Origin of the sequence: Bacillus sp. FJAT-29937 (assembly GCF_001509555.1) — a bacterium.
Classification (GTDB): Bacteria; Bacillota; Bacilli; order Bacillales; family Cytobacillaceae; genus Cytobacillus.
In genome coordinates this window covers 631,466-650,952 of sequence record NZ_LMAS01000003.1, presented here as the reverse complement: position 1 = coordinate 650,952, position 19,487 = coordinate 631,466, and the positions used below count along the sequence as shown (strand labels likewise).

Below are 19,487 nucleotides of genomic sequence, written 5' to 3'. Positions count from 1 at the left end.
CAACACTCTTTTCTACTTAATGTATGAGCTTGTACAGCATTATATGATAGGGAGATTTGGAATCTATTATTTAGGTATTTTCAACACTTGTCCAGCTTGAATCTCATTATCTTTTAAATTATTTGCTTTTTTAATAATATCAATGCCTGCCTGTGAATTATAATATTTCAATGCGATCCGGAACATGTTTTCATTAGGTTTGACTGTATGATAAATCATTTCCTTTTGATCCGTTTGCTGATTTTCCTTCACTTGTTCGTTTTCATCCGTTTCAGAAGGCTTTGCAGAACCTTTATCTTCAGAATTACTACTAATTACTGGAGTTTCAGAGGCAGGGATAGAGGGTTTCTTTTCCTCCATTTCAACTTTGCCTTCGGTGCTCCCCGTCTCTTCTTCTCTTTCCTCAATAATTGTTCCTTTTTCTTCTTTTTCTTCTTGCTCTTCAAATCCGATTGTTTCAAACCCGTTTTGGGTGCTTGCTTTTTCAGCTCCGCCATTTTCATTTTTCTGCAAATAGTTATACATACTAAAAATTGTAATCGGCAGCAAGATAAATAGTAATGCCAGAAGGCGAATAACAGGGTATTTAACCTTCCATTTATTTTTCTTTCTCTTTTCCCGGTGAAGCCTGCTTCTCGGCGGCAACTCTTCTTTTTCTAGGCTAGGTTCATCACTTTCCCAATTTCTATTAACCTTTTTCCGAAGCCGTTCAGCCTGATCCCTATAAGGGCCTTCTTTGTTCATGAAACATCCCTTCCTGTGTTCCCGCTGTTGGAACCTGTATTATGACGGTATTTTATTATTAGTCCCAGTAAAAAATCAATAATAAAATGTGTAAAAATAGTCACGAATAAATTGTTTGTTATCAAAAAAATATAGCCGATAAAAAAGCTTAGGACAACAACATTTAAGAACAAGAACCAATTAAATAAATAGCGGTAATGGACAACCGCAAAAATTAGACTGGAATAAACAAGTCCAACATGTGTCTGAATGATGCCTCTGAATAATAATTCCTCACAAAAAGCAACGGTTGCAGCAATTAAAGCAATATGTAAAACACTCCGATTACGAAAAACTCTTTCATTTAATCCCCCATCATCGTAAAAGGAGGGAGGCAGGAGCTTCATAAGAATTACATCCAAAAGTACGACTCCTAGTCCAGCTGTTCCCCCGATAAGTAAAATATTCATATCATTAATCTTAAAAAGATGAAGTACATCAGTAAGACGATTAAATAATATCAAACTTAAAATAAATGAAATGGCTAACAAGATAAATTGTGTTAAATATAAATGAAAAAGCAGTTCTCGATCGGATAACCCTTTAATGATTCCTGTATATTTATCTTTCATGTCATTCGCCTGCTTAAAAGTATTTCTCCCAACTGGTCTTTCCAATTAAAAGAAGATTCACTCTCAGTTTTCTCTTTTTTATCAATGGAGGAATAAAATTTTGAATAATTAACTCCGCACAGGTCGCAGCAATCCTCTACCTCTATTTTGTTATCTTCCCCGAAATACTTCAAGATATTTTTTCTGCGACATTCATTTAATTGCGTCCAAACAAACATTTCATCTATCTTTTTCCTTTTGACCTGAATTCGCTCCTGAATAAATGACTTTATTTCAGTGCTAGATTGACCTAATTGATCTTCCCTAACTTCTTCAAGCAGATCCCGAGTAATTCGCCATTGAATGTCTGTTAACCCAGAAATTCTTCTGATTTCTTCCTCATATGCTGGCAATTGCTTTAACGCATGCGGATTGACTCTAAGCCAGTTAAAAAGCCAATCAATTTGCTCTACTGCTGGCAGCTCCCCTTCAGCAAGCTGGTAGGGCAGCTGTTCATCTCCAGGAGAATACAGCAAAACGGCAAGGCTCTTCCTTCCGTCCCTTCCCGCTCTCCCGATTTCCTGCAAATAGGATTCAAGCTGAAGCGGCATATGAAAATGAATAATATAACGGATATTATCCTTATTAATTCCCATGCCAAATGCACTTGTCGCACAGATTACATCTAATTGCCCTTGAATAAATTGCTGCTGAATTAATATTCTTGCCTCCTGTTCCATTCCACCATGGTAGGCGGCAACATTGGAAACTCTGCTTTCCTTTAAGAATTCAGCCATTTGTTCACACATTTTCTTGCTTGAAAAATAGATAATCCCAGTACCATTTAGTGAATGGACGAGCTCAGCAACCCTTTCCTTTTTTTCTTGGAAGGAATTTATCGTTTCAACAGTTAGCGAAATATTAGGGCGGTCAACAGAATATATAAATTCCTTCCAATTTTCCCATGATAGCGACGCAATAATATCATCTTTAACCCCTCGTGTAGCTGTCGCAGTTAAAGCTAATGTCAGCGGGTTTCCTATTCTTTCTCTAACCTCGCCAAGCTTTAAATAGTCAGGTCGGAAATCATACCCCCATTGTGAAATGCAATGGGCCTCATCAATGACAAATAAAGCAATATTTAAATGACATAGCCTTTTTATGACATGGTCTTGACGCAGCATCTCAGGGGATAGGAAAATAAATTTAAATTTATTTAACTGTGATAATGCACGATTTTTTTCTTCAGCAGATAAAAAGGAATTAAAGGCAATGACACTTTTCTCCCCGTTCATCATTAATTGTTCGGCTTGATCCTGCATTAATGATAAGAGTGGTGAGATGATAATCACTTGTCCATTTAATGCATAGCCAGACAATTGATAACATAGTGATTTCCCTATTCCGGTAGGAAGCATGGCAATTGTATGATTCCCATCCAGTATAGAAGAAATAACTTCCTTTTGACCAGGTCTAAATGCAGTATAGTTAAAATGATGCTGTAATAATTTTTCAAGCTTCATTTTCTTCACCTACTCTAGCTAATGTTAAGCGTATTTCGAAATAATCTGCATTTGGAACTAATTCACGAATTTGCTTTAATTGTTTAGTGGAATTTGTCTTAACAGCTTCTAAAATCAATTGCTGTTTTTCCTTGCTAACGAAAGCAGTTATTTCAAATCCCTTATTATTCAAGGCGATCTCAACGATATGATCCTCTATTGTGCTTCGCTTAAGCCTTCGACTCTGAACAATATCATTTATTCCCATGCCGCTCTTTAATAATGAGTACGTCCTTCTGGCAGTCTGTGTCAATGAAACTAACAGCGATTCATCCGAAATAAATTTGCTTAAAAGCGTAAAACTTTCTGGTTTTAATTGGATAGATTCTAACATAAAATGAATCAAGCTTCTAAATTGAATATGGTATACGTCTAGTTCCATTTTTAACCTCTCAGCAGCCTGCAAAGGAGTTAGACCAATAATTTGGCTGCCAGTCAGTCTTAGGATGAGGACAGAGGGATCGATCTCCTTATTTCCTTCAAGGATTTTAACTAACTCGTTATAAAGGGTCTGGCATAATTCGTCTCTGTTTAAGGACGTTTGCTGCAGAAAATTCTTTACCCAGAAGTGAACCTCTTTTTTTCGTTGGATTGGAAGATATTTTGTTTCTCTGCTTTTTAAATAGGATATGACCTGTATCGTGAGGGATAATCTTTCCCAAAACAGTTCGGTAACTTGATGGAACTTTAAACCGTTTAAGAAGCTTGGAATGGGCTGCTTCGTCAAAGAATCTGTCAGAAACTGCGTACCAGCTGTTGTAAGACGAAAGCTTTGCTCGGAACTTTGTCTAATGAACCCCCTGTCCTTTATTTGACTAACAAGATGATCTAAATCTGTTCGCTCAAGTAAAGGAAAAGAATTGAAAAGGTTCGTTAACTGGAAGAAATGAGCATCTTGAATCGTTTGGGCTGATTTTTTCCCTTTCAGCAGATGTAAGATTGAATAAATGGATCGCTGTCCATCAATTTTGTGTAAACAATATAAAACTATCAAATTCAAATATGAATCCTTCATTATGATCACACCATTTATAATACTTTTTTGGACATACTAACAAATAATCATCTTCTATATCTTAACATGAATAGAAATTATGAGCCTCTATAATTCTAACTATTGTGAGAACCTTGTTATGATAAGCATTCTCAATACTTTTACTATTGAAATGTTTGCCATTCAGTTTTACAATAGGGATGAGGGATGTCTTTCCATCTTCACAAAGGAAAATGTTCATATTATTTTGTTATAATCTTGGGAGGTAATTTTTCATGGCAAAGTTTACGATTGTTGATAAGGAAACATGCATCGCATGTGGGGCTTGCGGAGCAGCTGCACCAGATATTTATGATTACGATGACGACGGCATTGCATTCGTTACTCTTGATGATAACCAAGGAATTGTTGAAATTCCGGATGTATTAATTGATGATATGATGGACGCTTTCGAAGGCTGCCCAACTGATTCCATTAAAGTTGCAGATGAATCATTTGATGGCGACGCACTTAAATTTGAATAGAACCAATCAAGTCTCGATTTGAATAACACTCCCTTTCATTATGAAGGGGAGTTTTTTCTTTGAATTGGAAAAAGATTGGAAAGAGACGAAAAGCAACGGTTGCCCGTTGCTTTTCGTCTTATGCCGCACTTTTATAAGAACCTTGTTTGCTAATCCATGTACTCATACGTGCAAAAATTAGCATAAACACAATGGTTATAATTAATCCTTTTACAATATTAAACGGTAAAATGCCCGTTACGATCATCGTACGCATTTCTGGAGCAGACATGGCTGGCATATTCAAGAAAAATGTATAGGCAGGCAGGATGATGAAGTAATTTAAAATACTCATCATTACAGCCATTATAGCCGTCCCAATTACTAAACCAAATGTCATGCCCTTTCTCGTTTTTAATTTGTTGTAAACATAATAGGTTGGCAATACGAACAGGATGCCCGCAATAAAGTTAGAAATATGACCAACTGGAACACCAGTTGCACTTCCTGTCATAAAGTAATCCAAAATATTTTTAAATAATTCAACTAAGATGCCTGCCAGCGGACCAAAGATTAACGCAGCGATTAATGCAGGAATATCGCTAAAATCAATCATTAGAAATTGTGGAAATGGCGGCAGCGGAAAGTTTAGCAGCATTAATACGTATGATATACTGCTTAACATCCCAATCGAAACTAAAGCTTTTACAGAATATTTTTTCATGTTCCTCTCTCCTTTTTAGGACTATCTCTCCTAAAGAAGAAAGGTTCAGCAGTTCATGAAGCCATCATAAATAAAACCCTCAAGTGATACACTTGAGGGAGATTTAAAAGGCTCACTAAATAAACGTTCATCAATCCTGCAATTTTTGAACGTCCGCAGAACCTCCATCTTCTCCCATCCAGACTGTACTGTCGGCTTTGGAATCGCACCAAATCCTGCCAAAGCTTAAGGCTGTTCACCTAGTATTAGAATGATTGATGCCAATTGACAATCTTTCATTGCTATTTCCAAATGATAAGCTTAAGCCATAAAGGCTCGCGGGCTTAGAGATAATACCTCATCACCGCCGGTCGGGAATTTCACCCTGCCCCGAAGATAGACCGTATTTATTTGTTACAGTTTTTATTATACTTGAAAACTAACAAATTGGGAAGGAATTAAACTTTTGTTGTATTTTCCTCCTTAAAGCTTGTACAATGTTCCCCCTAAAAATAATAAACTAATAAAGATCCCCATAATTCCCGCAATCATAAATCTTCTTAAATAATCCCGCATTTTATCCTCCTGTCAATGCTAATAAGTTTTGTCCAATATCCACAGTATGTAAACAGAAGTTAGATTAGAACCAAACAGCGCAAATCTGATTAATCTATCCATGAAAAACAGACAAACGTATTGAACTTTATTAGCCAACACTTTATGACCCCAAAAAGAAAGACGAGCCAAATGGCTCGTCTCTAGTCCTGATTGGAAATCATCAACTTGTTAGGTGCAACAGGGACCTTAATCTCTTGATTAAGATCAAATATTCCAATTCTGTCGATATTCGCATTTTCAAGTTTAACAAATTCATAATTAAACTCTTTCGCCGTTAATAAAATCGCTTCAATCGTATGAAGGGTTGACTGATCATTATTTAATTGTGATCCCTTTTCAAATTTAATAATCAGTTTTCCTTCTTTCGGATTTTCTTCCGTTTTAAATTGGATCGTTTCAGGAATGGATGCGATCAAATTTTCCCCGGCCTGATTATTTCTCATTAATGAGAAAGCCTCTTGGATTGTGCCCTGTTTTTCAGTGAATTTATAAGGAACTATAAATGGCTTTGTTTCAACATTGCTTGGAAAATAAAAATAATAGGCATCATCGCTTGGCTGGTCTTTCGATACAAACTCATCTATTTGCCCAAGATGGCTAAATCCAATTCCAGGGTTTCCTTCAGTCGTTAGATTCACTTTCGTCATATCAAGGGAGGCCATTATATAATTCATAACTTGGTTTAATAACCATTCCGTATTCGAAGACATGCCATATGAATGATCAGCTGGAACATCTAATGTCAAAGTTTTATTTTCCTCATCAAAATTCAAATCTGCTTGTAATGGGTAATATTCCGATAACCCCCATTTTTCTTCAGCCAAATTCGGCATATTCTCTATATATAAATCAAATTTTGACTTTTGGTCATCTTTAGGAACAATGAGGCTAATAGGAACAATAAATGATACATCCTGATTTGGAACACCATATGTTAGCACTTCCTTATCAATCATATCATCCTCATATACAGCCGTTGTCTCGTCATCCAATTCAATCGAAGTGATCCCCATGGGTTTCTCTTCTTCCTGTTTTGCCATTTCAATAGAGACTTTATTTTCCTTTGAAGCTGCAGGCTGATCTTGATTATCATCCAGGCTCTTTTTTTCCATCATTATTTCGGATCCAGATGAGGATTTATCCGCTGATTCCATTGATTTCTCTTCAGAGCCTTGCCCATTGAAAAGGTTGGGAACTAGGATGAAAAATAGAAGGAAAGCCCCTGCTGTTGCAATACTAGGCATTATCCACATTTTTTGTTTTCGCTTTTGCATTTTGATTGCGACATGATGATAGATTTCTCTTGAATCCCGATCATCCTTAATTTTTGGCATCTTGCCCAATAAATCTTCAAGCTGTTCTTCAGTCCATTCTAATTTTTTCATTTTCTGCGGTTCCCTCCTTCCTTTTTATTTCGTCCATATGAGTCTTTAATACCTTCAACGCCCGATGCTGAGTGGTTTTTACTTTACTTTCTGTCCATCCGAGAGCTTCAGCTGACTCTGTAATGGAAAGTTCATGAATATATCTCATAACAATGACCATTCTTTGATCTACTGTACAATGGTCAAGGCATTTGTAAATAGATTGAATTTCTTCATTCTGGACAATAATTTCCTCTGGAATGGGGTGTTCATCTTTTACTTGTTGTGTAGACCAATCGAATTTCTCTAGAAGCCGCTGCTTCCAACCCTTTTGTTTGCGGAAGGAATCAATTGCGACATTTCTTGCAATGGAAAATAACCACGTCTTTTCACTGCTTTTTCCTTCAAATTTTTCATATGATTTTAGAACTCTAATATAAACCTCTTGAACAAGGTCTTCAGCAAGTTCCCTGTTTTTCACCATATAAAAAAGAAATTGAAAAACGTCATGATGATATTTTCTATATAATTCATCAAAAACGGAGTCCATTCGTTTCACTCCCCGTTTAATTTATTTGTCGTAAAAACTCTAGAAAAGGTTACAAACCTCAAAACAAATCCTCACGCCCTATTATCTTTTAATTTGATAAAAAAAGGAAGGATTTTTATATAAATCCTTCCAACAGAAAAACATATATTTAATTAAATCGATTTGAATGTTTCCCGTGTATCAAGAACAATCGGCATTTTTTTCTATATTAATCTATATTTCGAGGGATAAATAGAGAAAATGTCGTACCTTGGCCAATTTTACTCTGGACAGATATTTGACCTTTATGTGCATGAATGATATTTTTTGCAATGGCAAGTCCGAGACCGGTTCCAGATCTTCCTCTCGTTCTAGCTTTATCTGCTTTATAGAAGCGTTCAAAGACGAAAGGCAAATCCTCTTCAGGAATTCCTGATCCGGAGTCTTCCACTTCTATATAAAGACCACGTTCATCATTCCGCTCTGACACGATTACCTTTCCCATATTTGGGGTATGGCGAATTCCATTATCGATTAAGTTCGTTAATACTTGCTCGATTCCATCCGGGTCAAATCTTAACCACCCAGACTGTTCACTAAGCTGTAAATCAAGGTGTATTTCCTCTTCCTTTGCTAATCCTTGGAACTTGCGGACAACTTTCTGCAGAAAGGGTTTAACCTCGATTTCCTCCATCGAAAGCTGGATATGACCAGCTTCCATTCTTGCAAGATCTAAAAGCTCATTCACTAAGCGGCCCATTCTTAATGACTCATCGTAAATAACACTTGCCATCTCTTTCTTTTCTTCATCCGTACTGGCAATATCATCAACTATCGCTTCACTATATCCCTGCATCATCGCAATCGGTGTTCTAAGCTCATGTGAAACATTTGCAATGAAATCCTGTCTTAGCTTATCAAGCTGTCTTTCTTCAGTCATATCCCTAATAACGGCAACTGCACCGCGAATATATTTTTCATTATACAATGGACTAACGATCATGACCCAGAAACGGCCCTGAATAGAAATTTCACCAACCTGCTCCTTCTCTGTACTTACTGCGAGCTGGAAGAGCTCCATTACTTTAGATGGCACTGCTTGTGTATCTTTATTCTCCGTATCCTGTTCGTAATACCAGTTATGCAAAAAACGGTCAGCAGGAGGATTAGTAATTAAAATCGTTCCATCTCGATCAAATGTGATCACTCCGTCAGCCATTCCACTTAGAATACTCGTAAGCTGTTCCTTTTCCTGTTTAAGAGCATCCATATTAAATTTCAGCTGCTTCCCCATTTGATTAAAAGCAATAGCCAATTCGCCAATTTCATCCTGAGACGGGAAAGGCACCTTCGTATCAAACTTCCCTCTGGCTACTTCAAATGCTGCTTCACGCATTTTTCGAAGAGGAGCAGTAATTCGTGTGGATAAGAAAAACGCAAAAATGGTCGTCAAAATAATGGCAACACCCGCGGCAAGGAAGATAAATTTCGTTGTTGTGCGTGTTGTTTCCTCCATCACCTCAAGCGATTGATAAATATAAACAGCCCCATTTTTACTAGTAGGTTCCTTAAGTGGAACGCCGACTATTAATATCCGGGAATCGTCGTTGTTTTTCTCCTCATCCACATCAAAGGCAGACATTTTCTTCACTGTTTTATGCTCCGTAATAACCTTTTCCAGCTCCGGATCCTCTGTAAGATATGTGATAGGAAGTTTAAATCCTTGATTTTCATTCGGTGAGTAATAATATTCGTTTGGATTTGTTACGATAACTACCTCAGTTACGTCATCCACTAATTCCCAAGATATCTCGAGGCCGACATCTCGATCATGTTCATCTAGTATACGGGAAATTTTTTGGGCAGTATTCGTAAGCCCTCTTTCCATTTCATTAATATGATAGTTTTCAAAAAATTCTAATAGCATAATGGTTAAAATAAATAGTACTAAAGAAACAAGAAATAGAATTGTAAACCAAAGCTTACCTACAACACTTCGCCAGAGCATCATTCATTAATAACCTCGAACTTATAGCCTACACCCCAAACAGTTACAATCATCTTTGCAGCCTGTTCAGAAACTTTATTTAGCTTTTCGCGCAAACGCTTCACATGTGTATCAACCGTTCGCAAGTCCCCAAAAAACTCATAATGCCATACTTCTTTAAGTAATTGTTCACGATCAAAGACTTTATCAGGTGATTTGGCAAGGAAATAGAGTAATTCATATTCTTTCGGTGTCAGACTTACCTCTTTCCCATCTGCAAGCACTCTATGTGCATCGTTATCAATCGTTAAGTGTGAAAAGACAATAATATCTTTCGCTGCTGCCTCCGTTTGTAAATAAGTTGTTTTGGACGCTCGGCGCAATAGCGCTTTAACACGTAAGACTACTTCTCTTGGGCTGAATGGCTTAACAATATAATCATCCGTTCCTGCTTCAAAGCCTTGTACTCTATTTACTTCCTCACCTTTTGCAGTCAGCATGATAATAGGTGTAGCTTTCTGTTCCCTTAATTCCTTACAAACTTCAATCCCATCTTTACCTGGCATCATCAAATCAAGCAGGATGATATCATAATCATTTTCTAGAGCTTTCGCTAATGCCTCGTTTCCATCTCCTGCTTCATCAATTATAAAGTCTTCTCTTTCCAAATACATTTTTAATAAACGGCGAATTCTCTCCTCATCATCAACGACTAAAATTCTTACGTCCTTTTCCATAATCGTATTTCCCCCTTTATATTTCCGTTAATGAATAGAACTTTTGTAAATAAGCCTCCACAAAGTGAAGGCTTTTAGCTTTAACTAAAGAACTTATCTGTAAAAAGAAGATGACCCGATTTAAGATCCCGCATATGAATGTAAACCAGCAATTACTAGGTTTACTGCCACTAAATTAAACATAATTATGACAAAACCGATAACGGCAAGCCATGCGGATTTTTCACCGTGCCAGCCTTTAGATAACCGTAGATGAAGAAAGGCTGCATAGAAAAGGAATGTAATAAGTGCCCATACTTCCTTCGGATCCCATCCCCAAAAGCGGGTCCACGCAATTTGCGCCCAGATCATTGCAAAAACTAAACCGCCTAGCGAGAAGATTGGAAATCCAATTAATACAGAGCGATACCCAATTTCATCGACTAAATCAAGATTGATTTTCCTTACAATCGGCTGAAGGGAAGCCGCAATACGTTTCCGAAGTACAAGCCTAAATAATAAATATAGAATAATACCCGCTCCGAATGACCAAATGACTGTGTTCAGTTTTTTGGCATTAATAATAGCCGGAACTTCTATAATTGGTTCAAACTTTCCAGCAGTAACCAATTCTCCTTCATGAGGACCTATTAAAGCAGGCATCGTATACTCAAATGTAGCGTTCTGTTCTTCTTTATTGATCCAATTAAATTCAGCTTTGTAATCCATTGCAGAGAAGCTGATTGAAATAATAATATAACCAAGCGTACAGATTAATCCAAACATGACTGCTTCAAGCCAAAAAGTACGTTTGCTAGATTTAGATTGATCGACAGATTTCACTAAATATAATATTCCTGCTACAAAACTGATCGACAATACTGCCTGACCGACTGCTGTCGTTGTAACGTGAATATAAAGCCAATCACTTTGCAAAGCAGGAATCAATGGGGAAATATCTCTCGGAAACATGCTTGCATATGCAATAAGCAGCAAAGCAACAGGCATCGTAAATAATCCCAATAAAGGGGTTTTGTAAATATAATAGATAATGATAAATGCACCAACTAGAGACATTCCAAAGAATGTAATAAATTCAAACATATTACTAACTGGGGCATGTCCAGCTGCAATCCAACGAGTAATAAAATAGCCTAAATGAGCAATAAAGCCGATTATACTTACGATCAGACCAAGTTGTGCCCATCTGTTCGGCCCTTTCTTCTGATTCCTCTTATCCTTTATTGAGCCGGCGAAAAGCACAGTCGCAAAAATATAAAGAATAAAGGCTATATATAATAAATTACCACTTAAATTTGCCACCTAAATGGTTCCCTCCTCATGCTGTTTTTTCGGTTTCTGTTTTTTCGGTTTGTGTTTGATCTTCCGGTTCTTTTATTCCAGTATCCTCTAAGACTGCCCCGATTTCTCTTTTCAGTCCATGCCAGTTTTTATTTGTATGACCTGCAACCCAGACCTCGTCATCAACACGGCGAATCCAAATGCGTCGATGAGTCCAATATGAGCCCTGTGCAACACCGATCATGAAAATCAAACCACCCAAAGCAATGATCCATAGCGTTAAATCTTTTCGCACCGTTAAGGCAGTAACATTTTTCGTTTCAACACCCTTAAATGCTACTTTATATTCATTATCGCCAAATGGCTCAATCGTCTGACGAATGGCAACAAAACTGACTTCCCCTTCCGGCTTATTTGGAGTAACCATGTTAAACACGAAAGCAGGATTGTTAGGAATTCTTGACTTTGTAATCGGTTCCCCGCTCTTATCAAATTCAAAATCCGGGAAATAACTCATAACTTCAACAGAATATCCATTTCCTAAATCATATTTATCTTGTGGATCAAATAAATCAACCGTAAGATTTCCGTACTCTACATTCGTTTGTTTATTTGCTAGCGCAAAAGTCATTTTGTTTAATTCATCAAGTTTATATTCAACCTGATACAAGGCAAAGTTTTCAAACTTTAAAGGTTCGTTCACACGAATCTCGTAATCCTTTACCTTTTCAAGCTCAGGCTTTTCCCCAGCAATGGCCTCCCCTTTCCTTTTGTATAGGGTAACATTAGACTGGAAATTCTTAGCGACCATTCCTGTCCTTTCGAGCGCATCGCTAAAGACCTCATTATCCTTATCTTTGTCATAAACTTCAAGAATAAAACGATCGTTCTTCAAGTGATATTCTCCGTTCGTTTCCGGAATTACTTTCGTTTCCCCTTCCCGAAGCCAGAGAATTTTGTCAACATACATCCCAGGGACAAAGCGAAGCATCCCGCCAATTAGGAAAATAATTAAGCCAATATGGTTAACATAAGGGCCCCATCTTGAAAAACGGCCTTTTTCAGCAAGTATGTTGCCATCTTCTTCACGAACATTGTACCGTTTCGCTTTTAATTTTTCTTTAACTGATTCATAGGATTCTTCAAGGTTTTTCACTTCAGATTTTCCAAACAGACGCTGACGCTTTAAGAATCCTTCATGTCTTGTTACGCGCTGGACCTTTAAGGCACGGTAAAGCGGAATGACTCGGTCTAAACTACAAATAATGAGTGATATTCCAATTGAAGCGATAAGCAATAAATACCACCAAGAGCTATAAAGGTTATGGAATCCTAGATCATAATATAATTTTCCAATCCATCCATATTGGTCTTGATAATATTCAGCAGCCGGCATGACAGGAGGTATGTACATTTCCTGAGGCAAAATCGTCCCTAATGCAGATGCTGTTAATGTGATAACAATTAGCCACACACCAACTTTAACAGATGAAAAGAAATTCCATATTTTATCTATAATCGTTTTGTTGTACGTTTGCGATCGGCGCGCACTTCCCTCATAGCGCATATCTACAAGCTTTTTGTCTTTCTCATGCTCTTCCAAAATTCTGCCGCAAGCTTCGCAAAGAATTGTTCCATGTGGATTTACATGTCCGCATTCACATTTTACGTCTTTCATTTTTAAAAACTCCCTATATCTTATGGTTTAACCTGCTCCATCATAGCTCTAATCATGTCTTCTGTAAGCTCGCCTGTATGATATTTAACGACTTTTCCATCCTTATCTATCATATAAGTTGCTGGAAGAGGACTAATTTTGTATGCGGTTTGCACTTGTCCATCCGTATCTTTTAATATAGGAAAAGTTAAGTTATGTTTATCAGCAAATTTTTGTACAGCGAGATCCGATTCACCTACATTGACAGCTAGAATCGTTACGCCATTGTCTTTAAATTCCTTATATTGATTTTCCATATATGGCATCTCACGTTCACATGGCTTACACCAAGTGCCCCAGAAATTCAAAAAGACTCCTTGACCTTCATAATCTGACAAACGATGTTTTTCACCGTTCATATCCTCAAGAACAAAATCAGGTGCTTTCTCACCAAATGCTACTTTCTTCACATCATCCTTCGTAAAGTTTGCATATAAAGTGTAAGCAACGGCGGCGCCTAATATAAGTAATATGATTGTCCTTATTACTAAACGCTTTTTTTTCATTTAAATATCCCCTTTTTAAAGCACTATTCATGAAACACTTATAAAGCTTGAGCATTTCATTTATCTTTCTTTAACGAACGAGAATAACAGAAAAGCTCATATTAATTATAGCATTTATCACCATTATGATAATGTTTACAATATGAAGGAAGTGTGACCATTCTATGAAATTTTACTTATAAGCTATTTAGCTTGGGCAAGTACACGGAGCTGTTTCACTTCATGCGCTGTTAATTCCCTGGCTTCTCCTGCTTTTAACCCTTGAAGTGTAAGAGATCCATATCTTTCTCGTTTTAATTTCATTACTGGGTGGCCAATCGCTTCAAGCATTCTTCTTACTTGGCGATTTCGTCCTTCATGGATTGTTAATTCGATAATGGCTGTTTGCTTTTTCTTATCCATAGATATCATTTTTACCCGTGCAGGTGCTGTCATCCCATCTTCTAGCTTAATGCCTTTTTCCAGACTTCGCGTTTTTTCACGTGATGGAATCCCTTTCACCTTCGCGATATAAACCTTCTCTACTTCGCTTTTCGGATGCATCAGCAGATTGGCAAATTCTCCATCGTTCGTTAATAAAAGAAGGCCAGATGTATCAAAATCTAACCGCCCAACTGGGTAAATTCTCTGTTCAATATTGGCTAGATAATCTGTAACGACTTTTCTGCCTTTATCATCTTGAACACTGGAAATAACTCCTCTTGGTTTATAAAGGAGAAAATAAACCGGCTCTTCCCGTTCGATCGGTATTCCGTTTACTTCCACACGATCAGAAGAAGTTACTTTGACACCGAGTTCCTTCACTATTTTCCCATTAACCTTAACATGTCCTTCTACAATTAGCTGCTCGGCCTTTCTTCTTGAAGCAAAACCGGCGTGCGCTATTACTTTTTGTAATCTTTCCAAATTATGTCACCCCAACTCAAATTACCTTCATATAAAGGATTTTACCTAATTCTGTCCTTTTGAATTATGACATATATCAAGCTTTTTTCAAAGTAAGGGTTTTTAGCAAAAAAAAGATACCTAATTAGAGGTATCTTCGTACAAAACTATTTAAATACCGAATACGAGGGTCACGACGATAATCGCTGCAATAATTCCGACTAAATCTGCCAATAGACCAACCTTTAAGGCATCTCCCATTTTTTTTATTCCTACTGCTCCAAAATAAACTGTTAATACATAAAAGGTCGTATCTGTACTTCCTTGAAGGACAGATGCCAAACGGCCAATAAAGGAATCAGGTCCGTAGGCAGCGATGAGGTCAGTTGTCATGCCAAGTGCAGCAGACCCTGAAATCGGGCGAATGATGGCAAGCGGAAAGATTTCAGGTGGGACCCCAATGGCTTCAAGTGTTGGCCTCATTAACTCTACGAAATATTCTAATGCACCTGACGCACGAAAGATGGAGATCGCAACGAGCATGCCAACAAGAAAAGGTATGATGGATACAGCAATTTTTATTCCTTCTTTTCCCCCTTCTACGAAGCTTTCATAAGTGGGAACACGTTTAATAGTCCCATATAATAATATGAAACCAATGAGGACAGGAATAAACCATAGAGAGACAACGGATACAATTTGCATGCAGCTTCATCCTTTTCTTGTTCTTCGATAATAGAAATACCGATCAATTAAGATAGCTCCGATAGCCGAGCTAATGGATGCAATTAATGTAGGACCAACGATTTCTGTAGGAGAAACGGATTCATATTTCATCCGAATAGCAATAACCATCGTTGGAATAAGGGTAATGCTTGAAGTATTAACAGCAAGGAAGGTGATCATTGAGCGGGTGGCCTCAGTTTTTCCGCCGTTTAAACGTTTTAATTCTTCCATCGCCTTAATCCCTAGCGGTGTGGCTGCATTCCCTAGCCCAAACATATTTGCCATCATATTCGATAATATATACCCCATCGCTGGATGATCTGTAGGTACTTCAGGAAAGAGCCGTTTAACAATCGGTTTAAAAGCTTGTGATAGTTTATTCAACAGCCCTGCATCTTCAGCAATTTTCATCATGCCTAACCAGAATACGAGAATACTAATTAAGCCAATACAAAGTGTAACAGCTTCTGCTGCTCCCTTAAAAACCGCCTCATTCACTTCATTCATCGTCCCATTGACCATAGCAAAAACAATTCCGATTACCGCCATCAGCGCCCAAATAATATTAATCATCCGTTTTCACACCAACGATTGAAATGAAAATATTTCTAAAAATATTCAAGAAGGACTCCTTCTCCTTCGTGCTTTCCTGTTTAAAATAGATAGGAAGTGTCTTTAATGGGCGGTTATCAAAATAAACAGTCGCCTTTCCAACGATTTTTGGAATGTTCTCTTCATCCTCCCACTTACTGTCGGGCTTCATCAATTTATATTTAATCTCGAAAAAGTCTTTCTCTTCACTTGTAATTGGATAATCAAAGCCTGTCTCCAAAAACACTTTCTTTTTATAAAACTTATCCTTAATATCTTTAATGACACCCTTTGGCAAAACTTCTGCTAAACGGTAAGTTTTAAAACCCATTTCATACATTTGGATATGATCATTCCAGTCAGATTGTCCCGTTGCATTTAACGTTACGGCTATTAAATCAAGCCCACCCTTGGAAGCGGTAGTGACTAATGTTCGTTTAGCCCGCTTTGTAAAGCCGGTTTTTCCGCCTGTACTATATTCATAATCTGATAGTAAACGATTTTTATTGTTCCATTCTCGATTCCAGCTTTCAGTTGGATGCGGGGTTTTATAAACCTTAGTTCCTGAAATTTTTCCATAATCTTTATTATTCATCGCATAACGGGTTAATAGCGCCATATCATACGCTGTTGAATAGTGATTTTCATGATCATCAAGTCCATGGGGATTCTCAAAATGGGTATTCTTCATTCCGATTTCTTCTGCCTTTTGATTCATTAAAAAAACAAAGCCGTCAAGGCTCCCTCCAATATGTTCAGCGATGGCAACTGCCGCATCATTCCCTGAACGGAGCATCAATCCATATACTAAATCCTCCAATTTAATTTTCTCTCCAGGTATTAAATAAATGGAAGATCCTTCTGCTCTCACTGCTTTTTCACTAACCTTCACCATCTCGTCCATTTTTCCTGATTCAATGGCTAATATGGCAGTCATTATTTTCGTGATGCTCGCTATTCTTCTAGGTGTGAACGCATCTTTATCGAATAATATTCTTCCAGATCCCTGCTCCATCACGATTGCACTGCGCGCACTTACAGAAACAGAAGCACTTGCCTTCTGTGGAATTAATCCGGTTAAAAGTACCGCAATCAACGGAAAGATCAAAAGCTTCTTAATTTTTTTCATTGCATAACCCCGTCTCCTAAAGTCTAGCCCCAGCGCTTCCGCTTTTCTTTGTACAATTTTATGCGGGACAAGCGGGGTTATGACAAAAAACACGAACTTGGCTGCAGTCCTTAAACTTTATATTGTCATTTCTAATAAAACAAAAAAGCGAAAAACGATTTGTTTTCCGCCGGCGCAAATTGATTAATACGGCTTCCATTTAAGCTCTGATGCGCTTCGGAAGCGATCTTCAACATTTTTCCAATTTACAAGATTCCACCAATTATTTACATAGTCGCCACGATTGTTTTGGTACTGCAAATAATAGGCATGCTCCCACACATCCAGAACTAGCAAGGGAATTGTATCCCACTGGGTTAAAAGCATATGCCTTTCAGATTGAAGGATTTCGAGATGACGTGAGCGTGGAGACCACACAAGGATAGCCCACCCTACACCTTCGACTTGCTTTGCTGCTTCACTGAAATGCTTCTTAAATGCTTCAAAGCTGCCAAAATATTTCTCTATTTCTTTCAACAAACTTCCGGATGGCTTTCCTCCGCCTTTAGGCTTCATATTATTCCAGAAAATTGTGTGCAAATAATGACCAGAGCCATGGAATGCCAACTCCCTTGACCAATGCTTCACAAGTGAATAATCTCCAGATTTCCTTGCCTCATGCAACGCGATCTCAGCTTTATTTAATCCATCCACATACGATTTATGGTGTTTGTCATGGTGTAATCTCATGATTTCTTCTGATATATAGGGCTCGAGCCCATTATAGGGATATGGCAGCGGCGGAAGCGCATGGTTTCCTGGTGCCACATTCGGTTCATGCATGTATATGCTGCCAACCTGCTGCCTTTCAATAAAATATTTCTCCATACTTGAGTGGAGCTCGTCAACATAATTTTGGACAACAGAGAGCTCCTCTATACTTTGCGGGCTCTTAATCCCCTCTATAATATTTGCCAGGCGATCCATCTTAGTCCAAAGTTCAGACTTTCCCTCTGTATCCTCCGATTCAAGAAATGCTCGCATTTCCTGATTCCACTTAAATACATCTTGAATATATTCTTCCAGACGGCTCATGCTGATCCCTCTTTCCTGCATTTTCTAGGTCCGTTCTATCGTATGACCAACTTTCTGGAAAATTGCATAAAAAAAAGCAGCTTGTAGGCTGCTTTGCAATTAATTTGCTATTTTGGCTGAACAATATATTCTAATGGCGAGCGGAGATGATAGCTTTTTTGACTCCCTAAAGCATCAAAAATGGCAGGAAGTTTAGAAAAATCAACATCCTGAAAATAAGAAGCAAATTCCATCTGTGTATTAATGTAGACACGTTTGCGGTGGCGGAAGCCTGGGTTCTTCAATAAGCATACAAGCGCAACGATATCTTTCAATTCCACTGCTCTTTCGCCTGCTGAAAAAATTGGATTTGATTCAAACGGTGTAAATTCACTTAACAAATCCTCAAAATAGCGGACATACAATACATGCAATGTTTTTTCTACACCATCTTCTTCAAAAGTTATTTCGCTTCGATTAAAGAAATCCTCTGAAGTATTCGATTTTTCTTTTTCGAGCTCATAGCCATTACACTGTTTAATGATCATGCCATACCCTCCCGGACATAAATCCTATATGTAATAAATGTTATCATTTAATATAGTTATATTTTAACATAAAAAGTTAAAGATTTATGACTAAACTCAAGAACCTAAAGTTTCCTGGAATTTCCCGAAAAATAAATCTGCATCCTCCTGAAGGAAATCGTCCTCATCCATTTTTTCGGGAAGGGGTGGCAGTTCTTCTATTCGCTTTAAGCCAAAATAATCAAGAAATTCCTTCGTCGTTCCATATAAATAGGCTCTCCCTGTTCCTTCAGCCCGTCCTACCTCTTTAATTAAGGCTTTTGCAGCTAAAGTATGCAGGGGGCGCTCTGTTTTTACCCCTCTAATTTCTTCAATTTCCGCTCTAGTTATCGGTTGTTTATAAGCAATAATAGCAAGCGTCTCCAATGCGGCTTGAGAGAGACCTGAAGTTGTTGGATTGACGACTAGTTTTTTAATGTAATCGGAGTTTTCTTTCTTCGTTGCCAGCTGGAAGGTTCCAGCAAGCTCAACGATTGTGATCCCACGTGAAGAATTGGTATAATCCTCCATTAATTCATTCATAACTGATTCAGCCTGTATTTCATCTATCTCTAACACAATGGCGATTTGTTTCAAAGATAGCCCCTCATCTCCAGCTGCGAAAAGAAGGCTTTCTGCAATGCTTTTCCAATTGATTAACTCCAAGTATCTATACCCCCTTTAGTGTATTCATATATTTTG

Annotated in this window: 20 protein-coding genes and 1 riboswitch; of the genes, 1 reads left to right on the top strand and 19 read right to left on the bottom strand. The window is 37.8% G+C overall.

Features of this window, described 5'->3' with window-relative positions:
* Positions 1 to 66 precede the first annotated feature (66 nt).
* The 4 genes from AR328_RS09485 to AR328_RS09470 are packed head-to-tail and all read right to left on the bottom strand — an operon-like array spanning position 67 to position 3,896.
* Positions 67 to 744 (bottom strand): LysM peptidoglycan-binding domain-containing protein, encoded by a 678-nt coding sequence (locus AR328_RS09485; RefSeq protein WP_066294146.1) that lies wholly within the window; start codon positions 742 to 744, stop codon positions 67 to 69.
* The gene (locus tag AR328_RS09480) at positions 741 to 1,355 is read right to left on the bottom strand and encodes a CPBP family intramembrane glutamic endopeptidase (protein ID WP_066294142.1); all 615 of its coding nucleotides are present in this window, start codon (positions 1,353 to 1,355) and stop codon (positions 741 to 743) included. Before AR328_RS09480 ends, AR328_RS09485 begins: the two co-directional genes overlap by 4 nt.
* Positions 1,352 to 2,857 (bottom strand): RecQ family ATP-dependent DNA helicase, encoded by a 1,506-nt coding sequence (locus AR328_RS09475; RefSeq protein ID WP_066294141.1) that lies wholly within the window; start codon positions 2,855 to 2,857, stop codon positions 1,352 to 1,354. Before AR328_RS09475 ends, AR328_RS09480 begins: the two co-directional genes overlap by 4 nt.
* Positions 2,847 to 3,896 carry a helix-turn-helix domain-containing protein gene (locus AR328_RS09470; RefSeq protein ID WP_197414438.1) on the bottom strand — a complete coding sequence of 350 codons (1,050 nt, stop codon included), beginning with the start codon at positions 3,894 to 3,896 and terminating at the stop codon, positions 2,847 to 2,849. Before AR328_RS09470 ends, AR328_RS09475 begins: the two co-directional genes overlap by 11 nt.
* A 269-nt stretch (positions 3,897 to 4,165) precedes the next feature.
* Here AR328_RS09470 and AR328_RS09465 point away from each other — a divergent pair, with 269 nt between their 5' ends.
* Positions 4,166 to 4,414 (top strand): ferredoxin, encoded by a 249-nt coding sequence (locus AR328_RS09465; protein WP_066294134.1) that lies wholly within the window; start codon positions 4,166 to 4,168, stop codon positions 4,412 to 4,414.
* 118 nt (positions 4,415 to 4,532) lie between these two features.
* Here the strand turns inward: AR328_RS09465 and AR328_RS09460 are convergent, their stop codons facing one another.
* The 15 genes from AR328_RS09460 to scpB all read right to left on the bottom strand — a co-directional run bounded on the left by AR328_RS09460 (position 4,533) and on the right by scpB (position 19,451).
* A complete protein-coding gene (locus AR328_RS09460; protein ID WP_066294129.1) occupies positions 4,533 to 5,117 on the bottom strand; it encodes an ECF transporter S component in 585 nt (194 codons plus the stop codon).
* Between the two features lie 162 nt (positions 5,118 to 5,279).
* Positions 5,280 to 5,498: riboswitch (FMN riboswitch) on the bottom strand.
* A 356-nt stretch (positions 5,499 to 5,854) separates the two neighbouring features.
* Positions 5,855 to 7,099: a hypothetical protein gene (locus tag AR328_RS09455; protein WP_066294128.1), complete on the bottom strand. Its 1,245-nt coding sequence runs from the start codon at positions 7,097 to 7,099 to the stop codon at positions 5,855 to 5,857.
* Positions 7,077 to 7,628 carry an RNA polymerase sigma factor SigX gene (gene sigX / locus AR328_RS09450; protein WP_066294127.1) on the bottom strand — a complete coding sequence of 184 codons (552 nt, stop codon included), beginning with the start codon at positions 7,626 to 7,628 and terminating at the stop codon, positions 7,077 to 7,079. The genes AR328_RS09455 and sigX overlap by 23 nt, the downstream gene beginning before the upstream one ends.
* 208 nt (positions 7,629 to 7,836) lie before the next feature.
* Positions 7,837 to 9,618 (bottom strand): ATP-binding protein, encoded by a 1,782-nt coding sequence (locus AR328_RS09445; RefSeq protein ID WP_066294122.1) that lies wholly within the window; start codon positions 9,616 to 9,618, stop codon positions 7,837 to 7,839.
* Positions 9,615 to 10,331 (bottom strand): response regulator, encoded by a 717-nt coding sequence (locus AR328_RS09440; RefSeq protein WP_066294119.1) that lies wholly within the window; start codon positions 10,329 to 10,331, stop codon positions 9,615 to 9,617. Before AR328_RS09440 ends, AR328_RS09445 begins: the two co-directional genes overlap by 4 nt.
* Positions 10,332 to 10,451: 120 nt before the next feature.
* A complete protein-coding gene (ccsB, locus tag AR328_RS09435) occupies positions 10,452 to 11,633 on the bottom strand; it encodes a c-type cytochrome biogenesis protein CcsB (RefSeq protein ID WP_066294115.1) in 1,182 nt (393 codons plus the stop codon).
* A gap of 16 nt (positions 11,634 to 11,649) precedes the next feature.
* On the bottom strand, positions 11,650 to 13,290 hold the full coding sequence (gene resB, locus AR328_RS09430) for a cytochrome c biogenesis protein ResB (RefSeq protein ID WP_066294114.1): 1,641 nt from the start codon (positions 13,288 to 13,290) through the stop codon (positions 11,650 to 11,652).
* A 20-nt stretch (positions 13,291 to 13,310) separates the two neighbouring features.
* A complete protein-coding gene (gene resA, locus AR328_RS09425) occupies positions 13,311 to 13,835 on the bottom strand; it encodes a thiol-disulfide oxidoreductase ResA (RefSeq protein WP_066294112.1) in 525 nt (174 codons plus the stop codon).
* 183 nt (positions 13,836 to 14,018) lie between these two features.
* On the bottom strand, positions 14,019 to 14,741 hold the full coding sequence (gene rluB / locus AR328_RS09420; RefSeq protein ID WP_066294109.1) for a 23S rRNA pseudouridine(2605) synthase RluB: 723 nt from the start codon (positions 14,739 to 14,741) through the stop codon (positions 14,019 to 14,021).
* Positions 14,742 to 14,891: 150 nt separating this feature from the next.
* Positions 14,892 to 15,425, bottom strand: a complete 534-nt coding sequence (locus tag AR328_RS09415) for a spore maturation protein (RefSeq protein ID WP_066294107.1) — start codon at positions 15,423 to 15,425, stop codon at positions 14,892 to 14,894.
* A 6-nt stretch (positions 15,426 to 15,431) separates the two neighbouring features.
* Positions 15,432 to 16,019, bottom strand: a complete 588-nt coding sequence (locus AR328_RS09410) for a nucleoside recognition domain-containing protein (protein WP_066294103.1) — start codon at positions 16,017 to 16,019, stop codon at positions 15,432 to 15,434.
* Positions 16,012 to 17,166: a D-alanyl-D-alanine carboxypeptidase family protein gene (locus AR328_RS09405; RefSeq protein ID WP_066294100.1), complete on the bottom strand. Its 1,155-nt coding sequence runs from the start codon at positions 17,164 to 17,166 to the stop codon at positions 16,012 to 16,014. The genes AR328_RS09410 and AR328_RS09405 overlap by 8 nt, the downstream gene beginning before the upstream one ends.
* A 183-nt stretch (positions 17,167 to 17,349) precedes the next feature.
* The gene (locus AR328_RS09400; RefSeq protein ID WP_066294097.1) at positions 17,350 to 18,240 is read right to left on the bottom strand and encodes a superoxide dismutase; all 891 of its coding nucleotides are present in this window, start codon (positions 18,238 to 18,240) and stop codon (positions 17,350 to 17,352) included.
* 107 nt (positions 18,241 to 18,347) lie between these two features.
* Positions 18,348 to 18,767, bottom strand: coding sequence for a hypothetical protein (locus AR328_RS09395; RefSeq protein ID WP_066294091.1), 420 nt, complete (start codon positions 18,765 to 18,767; stop codon positions 18,348 to 18,350).
* Positions 18,768 to 18,863: 96 nt separating this feature from the next.
* Positions 18,864 to 19,451: an SMC-Scp complex subunit ScpB gene (scpB, locus tag AR328_RS09390; protein WP_066294085.1), complete on the bottom strand. Its 588-nt coding sequence runs from the start codon at positions 19,449 to 19,451 to the stop codon at positions 18,864 to 18,866.
* Positions 19,452 to 19,487 lie beyond the last annotated feature (36 nt).

What these genes read in the sequence shown, in the direction of transcription:
- AR328_RS09485 (WP_066294146.1), bottom strand. Translation starts at nt 744, where the DNA reads ATGAACAAAGAAGGCCCTTATAGGGATCAGGCTGAACGGCTTCGGAAA.
- AR328_RS09480 (WP_066294142.1), bottom strand. Translation starts at nt 1,355, where the DNA reads ATGAAAGATAAATATACAGGAATCATTAAAGGGTTATCCGATCGAGAA.
- AR328_RS09475 (WP_066294141.1), bottom strand. Translation starts at nt 2,857, where the DNA reads ATGAAGCTTGAAAAATTATTACAGCATCATTTTAACTATACTGCATTT.
- AR328_RS09465 (WP_066294134.1), top strand. Translation starts at nt 4,166, where the DNA reads ATGGCAAAGTTTACGATTGTTGATAAGGAAACATGCATCGCATGTGGG.
- AR328_RS09460 (WP_066294129.1), bottom strand. Translation starts at nt 5,117, where the DNA reads ATGAAAAAATATTCTGTAAAAGCTTTAGTTTCGATTGGGATGTTAAGC.
- AR328_RS09455 (WP_066294128.1), bottom strand. Translation starts at nt 7,099, where the DNA reads ATGAAAAAATTAGAATGGACTGAAGAACAGCTTGAAGATTTATTGGGC.
- sigX (WP_066294127.1), bottom strand. Translation starts at nt 7,628, where the DNA reads ATGGACTCCGTTTTTGATGAATTATATAGAAAATATCATCATGACGTT.
- AR328_RS09445 (WP_066294122.1), bottom strand. Translation starts at nt 9,618, where the DNA reads ATGATGCTCTGGCGAAGTGTTGTAGGTAAGCTTTGGTTTACAATTCTA.
- AR328_RS09440 (WP_066294119.1), bottom strand. Translation starts at nt 10,331, where the DNA reads ATGGAAAAGGACGTAAGAATTTTAGTCGTTGATGATGAGGAGAGAATT.
- resB (WP_066294114.1), bottom strand. Translation starts at nt 13,290, where the DNA reads ATGAAAGACGTAAAATGTGAATGCGGACATGTAAATCCACATGGAACA.
- resA (WP_066294112.1), bottom strand. Translation starts at nt 13,835, where the DNA reads ATGAAAAAAAAGCGTTTAGTAATAAGGACAATCATATTACTTATATTA.
- AR328_RS09415 (WP_066294107.1), bottom strand. Translation starts at nt 15,425, where the DNA reads ATGCAAATTGTATCCGTTGTCTCTCTATGGTTTATTCCTGTCCTCATT.
- AR328_RS09410 (WP_066294103.1), bottom strand. Translation starts at nt 16,019, where the DNA reads ATGATTAATATTATTTGGGCGCTGATGGCGGTAATCGGAATTGTTTTT.
- AR328_RS09405 (WP_066294100.1), bottom strand. Translation starts at nt 17,166, where the DNA reads ATGAAAAAAATTAAGAAGCTTTTGATCTTTCCGTTGATTGCGGTACTT.
- AR328_RS09400 (WP_066294097.1), bottom strand. Translation starts at nt 18,240, where the DNA reads ATGAGCCGTCTGGAAGAATATATTCAAGATGTATTTAAGTGGAATCAG.
- AR328_RS09395 (WP_066294091.1), bottom strand. Translation starts at nt 18,767, where the DNA reads ATGATCATTAAACAGTGTAATGGCTATGAGCTCGAAAAAGAAAAATCG.